This is a genomic window from Chryseobacterium sp. UF-81, assembly GCF_058245105.1.
In genome coordinates this window covers 167,961-181,057 of record NZ_JBSIBX010000003.1, presented here as the reverse complement: position 1 = coordinate 181,057, position 13,097 = coordinate 167,961, and the positions used below count along the sequence as shown (strand labels likewise).

Annotated in this window: 12 protein-coding genes; 9 read left to right on the top strand and 3 right to left on the bottom strand. The window is 37.7% G+C overall.

Annotated features, from left to right (window positions below; all coding sequences use genetic code 11):
- Window positions 1–48 precede the first annotated feature (48 nt).
- Window positions 49–2,184, top strand: a complete 2,136-nt coding sequence (locus tag AC4IFE_RS06275) for a DUF5686 family protein (RefSeq protein ID WP_490755952.1) — start codon at window positions 49–51, stop codon at window positions 2,182–2,184.
- 162 nt (window positions 2,185–2,346) lie between these two features.
- On the opposite strand, the gene AC4IFE_RS06270 is transcribed toward AC4IFE_RS06275, so the two are convergent.
- The 3 genes from AC4IFE_RS06270 to rplU form a co-directional block, all read right to left on the bottom strand.
- Window positions 2,347–2,514, bottom strand: coding sequence for a bacteriocin-like protein (locus tag AC4IFE_RS06270; protein ID WP_490755683.1), 168 nt, complete (start codon window positions 2,512–2,514; stop codon window positions 2,347–2,349).
- Between the two features lie 197 nt (window positions 2,515–2,711).
- Window positions 2,712–2,969, bottom strand: a complete 258-nt coding sequence (rpmA, locus tag AC4IFE_RS06265) for a 50S ribosomal protein L27 (RefSeq protein WP_007842221.1) — start codon at window positions 2,967–2,969, stop codon at window positions 2,712–2,714.
- Window positions 2,970–2,981: 12 nt separating this feature from the next.
- The gene (rplU, locus tag AC4IFE_RS06260; RefSeq protein ID WP_111953705.1) at window positions 2,982–3,557 is read right to left on the bottom strand and encodes a 50S ribosomal protein L21; all 576 of its coding nucleotides are present in this window, start codon (window positions 3,555–3,557) and stop codon (window positions 2,982–2,984) included.
- A 193-nt stretch (window positions 3,558–3,750) separates the two neighbouring features.
- On the opposite strand from rplU, the gene AC4IFE_RS06255 reads away from it, so the two are divergent.
- From AC4IFE_RS06255 to AC4IFE_RS06220, 8 genes are all read left to right on the top strand, one after another.
- On the top strand, window positions 3,751–4,638 hold the full coding sequence (locus AC4IFE_RS06255; RefSeq protein ID WP_490755681.1) for a neutral zinc metallopeptidase: 888 nt from the start codon (window positions 3,751–3,753) through the stop codon (window positions 4,636–4,638).
- Between the two features lie 112 nt (window positions 4,639–4,750).
- On the top strand, window positions 4,751–5,839 hold the full coding sequence (locus tag AC4IFE_RS06250; protein ID WP_490755679.1) for an acyltransferase family protein: 1,089 nt from the start codon (window positions 4,751–4,753) through the stop codon (window positions 5,837–5,839).
- Between the two features lie 75 nt (window positions 5,840–5,914).
- Complete coding sequence (locus AC4IFE_RS06245; RefSeq protein WP_490755678.1) at window positions 5,915–6,496, top strand: MiaE family protein; 582 nt, start codon at window positions 5,915–5,917, stop codon at window positions 6,494–6,496.
- A 23-nt stretch (window positions 6,497–6,519) separates the two neighbouring features.
- Entirely contained in the window at window positions 6,520–7,137 is a 618-nt protein-coding gene (locus AC4IFE_RS06240) for a DUF502 domain-containing protein (protein ID WP_490755676.1), read from the top strand.
- 148 nt (window positions 7,138–7,285) lie between these two features.
- A complete protein-coding gene (locus AC4IFE_RS06235) occupies window positions 7,286–8,206 on the top strand; it encodes a DsbA family protein (protein ID WP_490755674.1) in 921 nt (306 codons plus the stop codon).
- A gap of 25 nt (window positions 8,207–8,231) precedes the next feature.
- A complete protein-coding gene (locus AC4IFE_RS06230) occupies window positions 8,232–9,317 on the top strand; it encodes an FAD-dependent oxidoreductase (protein ID WP_490755673.1) in 1,086 nt (361 codons plus the stop codon).
- Between the two features lies 1 nt (window position 9,318).
- Window positions 9,319–10,476: a pyridoxal phosphate-dependent aminotransferase gene (locus tag AC4IFE_RS06225; RefSeq protein ID WP_490755671.1), complete on the top strand. Its 1,158-nt coding sequence runs from the start codon at window positions 9,319–9,321 to the stop codon at window positions 10,474–10,476.
- 161 nt (window positions 10,477–10,637) lie between these two features.
- A complete protein-coding gene (locus AC4IFE_RS06220) occupies window positions 10,638–13,070 on the top strand; it encodes a TonB-dependent receptor plug domain-containing protein (protein WP_490755669.1) in 2,433 nt (810 codons plus the stop codon).
- Window positions 13,071–13,097 lie beyond the last annotated feature (27 nt).

The window sequence follows — 13,097 nt, the reverse complement described above, 5'->3', positions numbered from 1 at the left end:
GAAAAACCCAAATACAAGAACAAGAAAGAAAACCCGGCCTACGCCATCATGCAGGAAGTCTGGAAAAGAAAACGCAATAATGGCCTGGAGAAATTCGATACCTATACTTATAAAGAGTACGAGAAAATCCAGTTTGACGCGAATAACCTGGACAGCGCTTTCATGAGCAAGAAGATCTTCAATAAGCTTGATTTCATTTTTGATTATGCCGATTCTACAGCCAGCGGAAAGATTGGTCTTCCCATCTTCCTTAATGAATCCATTTATGAAAATTTTGGAGAAAACAAACCTGGAAAAAAGACAAAAAGATTACTGGTTGCCCAAAAAACATCAGGCTTTCAGGATAATCAGGTAATTACCATTACTGCAAAAAATCTTTACCGTGATATTAATATTTACGACAACACATTAAATTATTTTGACATAGGGTTCCCAAGTCCGGTCGGATCAAATGGATTCAGCACCTATGACTATAATTTAACAGATACCATTTCTATTCACGGTGAGAATGCTTATAAAATAAGATACCAACCCAAAAGGAAAGACGTTTTAGCCTTCCAGGGCTACCTTTATATTGACACCGATAATTATGCTGTATTAGGAGCCACTTTAAAATCTACACAGAAGATCAATGTTAACTTCATCAACAGCATTTCCACAGAGCTGGAGTATGACAATCCTGATGAGAATACATTTCTTCCTAAAAAGTTCATTACAGAAATAGAACTTACACCTTTTGCAAAAAAGAGAACCTCTAAAAGTATTATAGCCAAACGCTCGGTCGATTATTCTCAATATGAATTCAATAAACCTCTCGATGATAAAGTATTTACACGGAAGCAGGAAGAGTATGACGATAAATTTGTTGACAAAGATGATGCCTACTGGGTAAAAGCAAGACCGGACTCACTGTCAAAATCAGAACAGGGCGTCTATGAAATGCTTGATAAGCTTCAGCAGACACCAAAATTCAACCGTATCGTTAAAATCTATGAAACACTGGCATCAGGATATTATAATGCCTTTAAAGGTATTGATATAGGCCCTATTTTCTCCATTTACGGTAAAAATGAAGTGGAAGGCGACAGGATAAGGTTAGGCGCAAGAACCTATTTTGGGCAAAATGACCCATGGAGAGTTCAGTTTTATACAGCATACGGATTTAAAGACCAAAAGGTTAAATACGGGGCAGAAGCCCGCTATATGTTCAACCGCGTGAACAGATTTATGATCGGGGCAGGAACAAAAAGAGATATCGAGCAACTTGGTGTACAGCTTACTACCGACGACGGAATTATGGCACGTACCTTTGCTTCTTCTACCCTTTTCGCAAGAGGAGAAAACGCTTCTTTGAGCTCCATAAACAAAACTAATATTTTTGCCTCCATTGAACCCTGGAAAAACTTTCAGGTAAGGGTAGACGGAACATTACAGAGTATAAAATCTGCCAACCCGGATAAATTCAGCCTGATGTATTACCGCAACGGAGATCTGAGGAAAACCCTTAATGACTCTCACGTTACCTTAAGCTTAATTGCAAGACCGGGTGCTAAGTTTTCCCAAACAGGGGTGGACCGTTATGAACACGGAACACTGGCTCCTACTATTATCCTGAAATATACAAGAGGTATCGAAGGGCTTTTTAACGGCGACTTCAACTATAACAGACTTCAGTTCATGTTCTATAAGCCAATATTGATCGGGAGCTGGGGTAAAACCATCGTTAACTTTGAAGCAGGAAAAACATTTGATACAGTTCCTCTGGCCCTTCAGAATGTAATCCCCGGAAACCAGTCTTACAGTCTGGCGCAGAATACATTTTCACAGCTTAATTACTATGAATTTGTAGCAGATACCTACTCAACGCTTCACCTTGAACACCATTTCAACGGAAAAATACTTTCTTTTATCCCTCTGATCAAGAAGCTTAAGCTTAGGGAAATCGCATTTATCAGAACCGCTTACGGAACTTTAAGTGATGCTTCTAAATCTATTAATGTGGAAGGGTTCAAATATTCAGCACCAAGCGAGCAGATCTATTTTGAATATGGATTCGGAATTGAAAATATCGGAATAGGAAACCTCAGAATATTCAGGGTAGACTTCAACTGGAGAGGAAACTATCTCGACAGACCGGATATTTCAACATTCGGAATAAAAGCAGGATTCCAGGTAGGATTTTAAAATACAGCTCTTTGCCCAATCGGTAAAGAGCTTTTTTATAATAATAAAGAATAAATTGTATTGCTGCAAAAAAGCAGATTTTAAGCTTTTTAAATACTATTCTTTTAAATACAAAAAACCTCAGCACTGCCGAGGTTTACATTTTTCAATAACTTATTTATTCTAGCATCCGCATGGTTCCGGATCTATAATCATATTACGGCACATTAATCTCTGTTGTGCTGTCCACGAGCACCATTGTACACAAGTAGTTGCAGGAGGAGGACATGCCAAAGCGCCACCATCTAGTGTTCTCAATTGTTTTTTTGTTAGTTTTCTTAGATTTTTCATAGTATTTTGTTTTAGTTTGTTGCCTACTCTATCTGCTTTTCGGCATCCGCAAATGATTTGTTATTTGATAGTTAACAAATATAGAAATATTTCACTAAAATTAGAATATTAGCGAAAATATTTTTCATTTTACAGAATTAAGCAAAAAAAACCTCAGCCATTGGCTGAGGTTTAGATTTTATAAAACGCTTAAATAATTATGCGTTCGGCTCTACAGATACAAAAGATCTGTTGTTTGCTTTCTTTCTGAAAACTACTTTACCGTCTACTAATGCAAACAAAGTATGGTCTTTACCCATTCCCACGTTTTCACCCGGGTGGTGTTGCGTACCTCTCTGTCTGATAATAATATTTCCGGCAATAGCTTCTTGTCCACCGAAAATCTTCACACCTAATCTCTTAGAGTGAGACTCTCTACCGTTCTTGGAACTACCGACTCCTTTCTTGTGTGCCATTTTATTACTGGATTATTTGTTAAGTGCTTTAAATTGATCAATATTCTTAACGATAGCAGCATCCACTTCTTCGTGAGTAAGAACATTCTTTTCTAATTCAACTTTAACTGCTTTACCTAAAGTAATTAAAGTTTCTCTGTTTTCTTTAGACTGAGACAGGTTGTTTTTCTTTAAGTGATAGTTCAGTTCGTGATCTTCACCAAAGTTAACCGTTGCGTTGTCTGAAAGAACTTCAGCTTTTACAGTTTCTTTTTTAGCAGCTTTCTTAGTACTTCCGTCAAAACCAGTGATACCAGTGATTTTAATTTGAGTTAAAGATTGTCTATGACCATTTTTCACCTGATAACCTTTTCTTCTTTTCTTTTTGAAAACGATTACTTTATCAGCTTTTACGTGGTCTAGGATCTCTGCATCTACAGTGATTCCGTTTACAGCTGGGGCGCCAACAGTGATTGAACCGTTTACAGTAAGAAGAATTTTGTCAAAAGAAACCTTGTCTCCTTTTTCTCCTTTTAAACGGTTTACAAACAACTTCTGGTCTTGCTCAACTTTATATTGAAGCCCTGCTATTTCTACAATTGCAAACATTGTTTATAAATTTTTAGTTATTTCGAGGTGCAAATATATGAATAAATTTCTAAATAGCTTACAACCAGTCCTGTATTTTTTATCAAAAATATAATAATTATCATTTCACTATATTTTGAATAATTTTTAACATTAATATGCTCATACTTAAGAGATAATTTTATACCTTCGTTATCACCAAAAAATATTTTATATGAAAAGAAACTTTAAATTCTGCTTATTAGCAGGAGCCATTGCCGCTTTTTCATTATCAGCGTGCCGTGATGACAAAATGGAAGAATCTGTTCTTCCTGAATCTCAATCTGAAAGCGCAAAGATCGAGCAACCCGGAGAACTTCAAAAAAGCTGCTCTTATGTAGATCAATACTGGAGCTCTACCGCAGTACTTAAAACCGGTCTTCAGAACACTACAGACACCAACTTTATGAATTCCCAGATGACTAAAATCGCCAGTCTTTGGGGAAGAAGCAACCCGACTCTTCGTTTTGTAGACGATCCTTCCAATTTCAATTCCACTTACAATGCAATCTCTTATTCCACAGGGAAAATTTATTATGGCTATGCAATCTATGCGGATGCAAAAAATAAAGGAGGAGATATTGTGAATGCCATGATCCTTGCTCACGAATACGGGCACCAGCTGCAGTACATTTTCGGTCTTCCTACTGTAAACGAATCTACAGCAAGACCTAACGAACTGGAAGCTGATGGTTTTGCAGGGTATTACTTAAGAAGGCCAAACGGATACAACAAAACCAGTTTCGCTGAAATTGCTGCAGCCTATGAATTTGCACAGAGCATCGGTGATTATCAGACTACAAGCGCTAACCATCACGGAACTCCTCCTCAAAGAAGATCTGCTGTACGTTTAGGCTTCCTTCTTGGACAGTACGATCTTAACGCAGCCAATTTTGACTACAATTTCTTCTACTATTACCAAGGTGTGCTAAACGGCACGTACAAAATGGGTAAAAACTCTGTAAACCCGGAGATCGATGCCTATATGAGCCAATATATCGATGAACTTAGAAAAATCCAGACCGGAGAAATTTCGGAAGAAGAATTTAAGCACCTTAAATAACATTCATTTTTAGCATATTTAACAAAGGAGACAGACAGCAATGTTCTGTCTCTTTTTAGTTTATTTGATTAATATCCCAAAGTTTATTTACTTTTGAACCATACTACAACAAATGAACAGAGATCTCTACATCGATTTTGCTAAAGGAATGGCAACCCTTTCCATTATATTCATCCATACCGCTTTTTGGTCGGGACAGTTTTATATTCCCGCAGAAGTAAGGGTATTTTCACTGGTTTTTGATGTCGCTCTCTTTTATGCCTTAAGCGGAATTACATCAGGATCGAATATTGAAAAAACATTCTACAGGCTTTTAAAACTTCAGATCACCTATATGATCTTTGTAACGTTTCTGTTCTTCCTGGATTATTTTTTCAAGGTATTCGGATTAACGTTCTTTTCTATGGAATGGCTTCAGAGTTTCTATTCAACCTTTGGTTCAAAATATGCAGCGACCAGTGTGTCGGATATCCCCCAATGGCAGAATCTCGGAAACTGGTATCTTCATCAATACACCAATGCCGATACATTTCCTGTAGTTATGGGAAGTTTCTGGTATCTGAAAGTATATTTCATTCTGGCTGTTTTTGGAGTACTGATCTTAAGATTCTTCCCAAAACATGTCGGCTGGTTTATAGGGTTATGCCTGGCCCTGACTTTAATATTTAATATTTTCCCGGAATATTATCCCGGCGGGCAGGTAGGCTATGTTGCTTTTTACCTTGCTGTCTTTTTAATTGCCAACAGAATGCGTGGTAAAAAGATTCCTGCAAAAGTAATCCCTTTCTTATATGCGATAGTCGCAGCAGCCTTGATCTGGATGTTCTGGTATTACGGAAATGAGATTTTCTACAAAATCAATAAAAATAAATTCCCGCCAAAAATTCCTTATATCATTTGGTCACTGTTTTCGTTAACAACACTATTTGTGCTCTATAACAGGTTAAAAATTACAAAAGAAAATTTCGTTACCCACATTGGTAAGAATGCTATTTTCTTTTATTTCGCACAGGGAATAAGCTCATCACTCGTATATTTCATTGTGGTTGCTTTGCAGGAAAATCTGCCGTGGTGGCTGCTAATGATCTTCATTTATATCATCAATGTCATCCTTGCTTTCATTATTGCCGCCGGATTGAAAAAGGTGGATGATACCGGTTGGAAAATTCTGGAATTTTTAAGAAAAAAAACAGCTTCTTAACGCTTTAGCAATCAATTTGAAATAAAATAATTTTTCTTATCGCAATTTATTTTATTTTTACAGAAAATTCAAGGCATGTTTAAGTTGAAACTTCCTACCGACCCAAGGTGGGCAAATATTGCAGAGGAAAACATTGAAGAAATTTTAACGGATCATGCGTGGTGCGAGCAGAAAGCAGCAACTAATGCTATCGGCTTAATCACTATGCTTCCTGAATATCCTGAAATTGTTACTGAGCTTCTCGCCATTGCGCAGGAAGAGCTGGATCATTTCAATCAGGTTCATGAGATCATTAAAAAACGAGGGTATACTTTTGGGCGTACTAGAAAAGATGACTATGTAAATGAACTTGTGAATTTCATTCAGAAAGGAGGCAACAGAGATGATCTCATTGTTGACAAAATGCTTTTCGCAGCGATGATAGAAGCTAGGAGCTGCGAAAGATTTAAAGTTCTTACTGAAAATATTAAAGATGAAGAGCTTAAGACATTTTATAAAGAGCTGATGATCTCTGAAGCTAACCATTATACTACATTTATAGGATTTGCAAGACAGCTTGGAGACCCTGAAAAAGTAAACAAGCGCTGGGACATGTGGCTGGAATATGAAGCCAATATCATTAAATCTTACGGAAACAAAGAAACAATTCACGGTTAAAATAAAAAAGTAAAGAATCCACGTTGAAAAAACTGACCTTCGAAAATATTGCCAATTTTTTTCTGAAAAATTTCTTTCAGGGATTGGTTATTATTGGCCCAATCGGGCTTACTCTCTTTGTGATCTGGTATGTTGTAAGTGCTGTTGACAACATTATTCCTTCTGTCGCAAAAGAGATTCCGGGTCTGGTTTTTGTTTCAACGATACTTATCACAGCAGTTCTGGGGTATCTCGGAAATAAATTTGTAGTCGGTAAATTCTTTTTTGATACCATGGACAGTCTTCTGGAAAAAATTCCGGGAGTAAAGCATATTTATACTCCTACAAAAGACGTCATGTCATCATTTGTGGGAGACAAAAAGAAATTCAACGATCCTGTATGGGTAAAGACGAATGAAAATCCGGAAATCTGGAGAATAGGCTTTCTGACCCAAAAAGAAATGTCAGACGTTGAAAAGCACAATTACGTGGCAGTATACCTACCCCATTCCTACGCCATTTCAGGCTGGGTAATTGTTACGGAAGAAAAAAACATCAAACCTGTAGTGGGAATGACTGCAGCTTCTGCCATGAAGTTTGCAGTAAGTGGTGGTGTCGCAGGGTTCCATTCTGACGACAATATCTTTAAAGCTCCGGAATAATTCTATTTCTTTACTCTTCCAGTAATGGCCGGTCTGGCTATTATTTCTTTATCACACCCCAATATTATGTTAACCAAAAAAAATCATTTTGGACATTTTTACCTATCTGTTTTTATTCTTTAATATACTTAACTCAAACAACAATAATATGAACAAGAACCCTCTTCTCAATTGCGATCCGGAAAAAGGGATATGCGAAATCCTGGAAACACAAGACTCAGAATATTCAGCAGAACAGCTTCAGGGCGCCAAAGATAAAATCACCGTTATTTATTATACAGATCCTATCTGCTCTTCCTGCTGGGGAATTGAAGCCCAGCTGAGAAAAATGAAATTAGAATACGGTAATGCAGTAGAAATAGATTACAGGATGGGCGGACTTTTACCATCATGGGACATTTACAATTCCGGAGGGATCAGTAAACCAAGTGATGTTGCCGGCCATTGGGAAGAGGTAAGCCCATATTATAAAATGCCTATTGATGGAGGAGTCTGGCTGACAGACCCCTTAAATTCTTCCTATCCGCCATCCATTGCTTTTAAAGCAGCACAAATGCAGGATAAAAAGAAAGCTGTAAACTATATGAGAATTATCCGTGAAATGGTCTTTCTTGATAAATTAAACATCACAAAATCGGAGCATCTTGAAAAAGCAGCGGAAATGGCAGGATTAGATGTGGCACAGTGGAAAGAGGATTATGAATCCACAGCTCAGATTGAATTCAAAAAAGATCTTGACCTTGGAAGACAGCTTGGCGTAAGAGGCTTTCCTACCTTAATCTTTACCAAAGATGATGAAATCTTAGACATTCTCTACGGCTTCAAACCTTATTTAGATTTTGAACGCAGAATAACAAAAATAAGCCCGGATGTAACAAAACAGGAATACTCTACAGAACCTGACCAGCTATTTGCAGTTTACCCTACTTTAACCACTCAGGAATTCGCTGTTCTTTCAAATATCTCTTTCGAAAAAGCATTAGATACGCTTCAGAAACTTACTGAAGAAAACAAAATCTCCCGCAAAAAATATAAAAACGGAGATCTTTGGATTTTTAATAAAAACTAATAACACTATTTAAAAACTAATAAGGATGTACAAAGTTGCAATCATAGGAGCAGGAGTTTCCGGATTGAGTATGGCAAATTATTTGGAAAAAAATAATATTGACTACCATATCTATGAAAGAAGAACTCAAAATGACCTGAAAGGACACGGATTTATCCTTCCCAAAGAAGGCATTGAATACCTTTCCAATATCATTCATATTGATGATCTCTACAGAAAAGGCCAGTTCTTAAAAAAGTATCTTCACTACCATCAGAATGGAGAAATCCTTTCTGAAAAAGATCTTGAAGATGTTTTTGTAGTTTCAAGAAGTGCCCTGATAGAGATTTTGGCCGAAGGTATTCCCTCCGATAAAATATCTTATGACACAACAGTCACCCTGAATGGTTTTTCTGGCGGGAAAGCCAGCATAACACTCAATGACGGTACATCCCTGGAGGCTGATGTTGTTATAGCTTCAGACGGTTCAAGAAGCAGAATCAGAAGAAAAATTTTTGAGGATGAAAAAATGAAAGCCGTTTTAGAAAATGAAGTAGTGAACATTATTGAAAATGAAGAAATTGCCGGTAAGCTTGAAAGCAATTTTCTGAAATTCCATCATGAAAATGGCGGACTTACTTTCGGGGTATTAAAGCTTTCTTCTACAAAGGTTCTTTGGTACTGTCAGTTTGATATTACGCGATTTTTCATCAATGAAGACTATACTCCGGACTGTATCAAACAGTTCATTGTGGATCATTTCGGAGACTGGAATCCCCTTATCTCCTCTATCATCAATGATTCCAGCTATGAAAACGCTCACATATGGAGGGTGTATGAATTGGAAAAGCTCAACCCTTTTTATCACGAAAACATTGTATTCATAGGCGATGCAGCTCATCCTCTGATTCCTTTTACAAGCCAGGGTGTAACTTCGGCTCTAAAAGACTCTTACGTCTTAACAAACCTCTTACTGGAAGGCAATAATCTTACTGAAACTTTTCAAAAATATGAGGAAGAGAGAAAAGCAGAAATTGAGATCCATATCAAAAACGGAAGAACATTACTCAATCAGTTTCTCTTACCATTAAACGAGCAGCAAAAAAACACCTTACCAATTTCATACAAATAAAATGTTTACAAATAAAGATATCAATTTCGAAGCCCTGAAAAGAAAAGCATATAACGGAAGATGGGCAACTCTGGAAAACGGGATTATTCCTTTAACAGCAGCAGATCCGGATTTCAGGATGTCTCCCGAGATTGAGCAGGGAATTATTGAATATATTAAAGACGGCTACCTCAGCTATGGTCCGTTTTCGGGAATTCCGGAATTCAAAAAAAGCGTTGCAAAACACTTCAATACGGAAAAGAACGGAAGCTTTACCCCGGAGAATATTTTAGCAGTAAACAGTGCTGCCCAAGGAATGTTTCTGGTTGCCAAATATGTTTTAGGGCCCGGAGATGAGGCCATCATTTTCGATCCGGTTGATTTCCTGTTCAAAAAGACGGTGGAAGCGGCAGGCGGACGTATCAAATTATGCGCTGTTGATTCCAAAACAGGAGAAATTGATTTTGAAATGCTGACTTCTTTAATTTCATCAAAAACAAAACTGATTAGCATCTGTAATCCCCACAATCCGGTGGGAAGGGTTTACTCAAAAGAGGTTTTAATAAAAATATCCGAAATAGTTGAAGCGCATGATCTGTGGGTAATGAGTGATGAGATATGGAGTGATATTGTTTATGACAAAAGAGAATTCAACACCTATTCTTCAGTGTCAGAAGCTGCAAAAAAGAAGAGCTTTACCGTTTTTGGATTTTCAAAATCATTCGGGATTGCCGGTTTGAGAATTGGAGCTGTTTTGTGTAATGATCAGGAACTACTGGATGATTTTACCGAAAAATCCCAGTTCAACTCTACCATTGAAGGCGTTTCCACATTATCTCAGATTGCAGCAAGTGTGGCTATTGAAAAGGCTAAGCCCTGGTTTAATGATTTCCTTGATCACCTGCAACATAACAGGGATCTTGCTTATAGCATGCTGAATAATTCCGGTATTTTAACCCCGAATTTACCAGAGGCAACGTTTGTTATTTTCCCCAAAATTGAAAACGGATTTTCAAGCGAAGCCTTTACACAGCATGTTTTAAAGGAAGGTAAAGTAGCTGTTGTTCCCGGCTCCGAAAGATGGTTTGGCAAAGGCGCCGAAGGCCATATCAGGATCTGTTTTTCTACTTCCCGGGAAATTCTGGAGGAGGGACTTAACCGCATTATTAAAAGTTTTTAGGTTAAAAATTTTCATTATTATCAATTTATTTGTTAATAATTTTCCGAATTAGACAAAAAATAAACTTAATTTAAATAATTCTTACACAATAACATATTTTCATGTTGATTTGAGATTAAAATTCAATATTTTTGATACAATCCCTAACTTAAATATGAAATATGAAAATAAAGTACACAAGTGTTCTTTTTTTGGGAACAGTATCCATGTTGTATTCTCAAAATACAAATGATACAATTTCCAAGGAATCGAAAATAGAGGAGGTTTCCATTACCGGAAGCCGGAATAAAAAAAGAACTGTTACCAACACTCCTGTTCCCGTTGATGTAATTGATATAAAGCAGGTTAGCCAGTCAACGGGACAGATAGAAGTGAACCAGCTACTTCAGTTCAGCGCACCTTCTTTTAATTCCAATAAGCAGTCCGGATCAGACGGTGCTGATGCAACAGATCCTGCAACTCTTCGTGGACTTGGGCCGGATCAGACACTTCTTTTACTTAACGGAAAAAGATATCACCAATCCTCACTGATCAATCTTTTCGGGACAAAAGGAAGAGGAAATACAGGATCTGATATGAACACTATTCCCATTGGTGCCATTAAAAGAATTGAAGTTCTCCGCGACGGAGCTTCAGCCCAATATGGATCTGATGCAATAGCCGGGGTTATCAATGTTATTCTTAATGACCGCAGCCAAGGTTTTGAAGGGAATGCTTTTTATGGAATGAATCTTTTTAAAAGCCCGGGAAACCAGGATGTGGTATCGGATCATAAAGTAGACGGAACTACCTTCGATTTCAGCGGAAATCTGGGAACCAAAATAGGCAACAAGGGAGGATTTGGTAATTTCACTGTTGAATTTGTCAATAAAGACCGTACTATACGGAATGCCAATCCGGAAAAATACTCGTCTCCGAGAGAAAAATTCGGGGATGCAAAATCTCAGAATATTTATTTCTTTGGAAATGTGGAACTTCCTCTGTCTGACGGGTTAAAATTCTACTCCCGCCAGGGCTTTTCCTACCGTAAAACAAATGCTTATGCATGGACAAGAACACCGGATGCCGACGGAAATATTCCTGAAGTATATCCTAATGGCTTTAACCCTATAGAAGACACCAGTATCACAGACTTTACTTTTGACAACGGGTTGAAATTTAAGGTTGCTAACTGGGATGTTGATTTTTACAATGCATTCGGAAGTAACAGATTTACTTATCAGATAGACAATACAATTAATGCCACTCTGGGAATAAAATCTCCTACGAGTTTTAATGCCGGCGGACATTCTCTTTTGCAGAATACAACAGGTTTTAATGCTTCAAAACAGTTTAAGGTATTGGAAGGTTTAAACATTGCTCTCGGATCCGAATTCAGATATGAGGAGTTTGAGATCATCAAAGGAGAAGAAGCATCGTATGCGATGTATGACATCAACGGAAACATTGTAACGCCTGATACCCCTGCAGGCCTGCTTGTTACCAATCCATTATCAGGTGATGTGCGGCCCGGTGGTTCTCAGGGCTTTCCGGGGTATTCACAGGAGTTTAATAAAAACAGGAATAATTTTGCCGCCTATGTAGACACTGAACTGGATATTACGAAAAAATGGATGATCAGTGTGGCCGGAAGGTTTGAAAACTACAACGACTTCGGAAGCACTTTGAATGGTAAATTTGCCACACGATATGCATTTACCCCACAGTTTGCCTTCAGAGGCTCGGTGTCTACAGGATTCAGAGCGCCTTCTTTGGCACAGAAATATTACAGCCTTCAGTTTACAAATTTCCAGGGAGGAAATCTTGTCACTATACAGCTTGCGGCTAATGATAGTAACCTTGCACAAACAGTTGGAATTCCACAATTAAAGCAGGAAACTTCCTTGAATGGTAGTGCCGGATTTACTTTTAACACTGGAAAATTCACTGCTACAATTGATGGATATTACATTAAAGTAAAAGATCGTATAGTTTTGACAGGAAATTTCACCCAGGAGGATGATGCAATAGGTCAAATCCTAGCTGATAATCATATCGATCAGGCCCAGTTTTTTACTAATGCAATAGATACCAGAACTAAAGGGGTTGATGTTATATTAAGTTACACAGAAAATATCGGTTCGGGAAAGCTTTCCGCAACTTTAGCAGGAAACTATAATGAGATGGAAATCACCAGGATAAACACCTCAGAAAAGTTAAAAGGAAAAGAAGATGTCTACCTGAGCGCAAGAGAAAGAGCATTTATCTTAGCATCTGCTCCCAAAACAAAATTCAATCTGAATTTAAATTACAAAATTGATAAGTTCAATGCCAATCTTCAGCTGGTGAGATTTGACAAAGTAAAATTGATAGGCTACAACGGGACAGATGACTACCAGCTTTATGGTGCCAAAGTAACCACCGACTTATCTTTTGGATATGAGTTTTCCAGAAGCCTCAACCTTACGATCGGAAGCAAAAACCTTTTTAACCGCTATCCTACTCTGCAGACGGCACATGTAGATGGCAACACAGAATCAGGAGGTATTTTCGATCCTGTGCAGATGGGTTTTGCGGGAAGACAGGCTTTTGCAAGACTTAATTTTAAGTTTTAAAATATATATAAAGAGACTGTATCAACG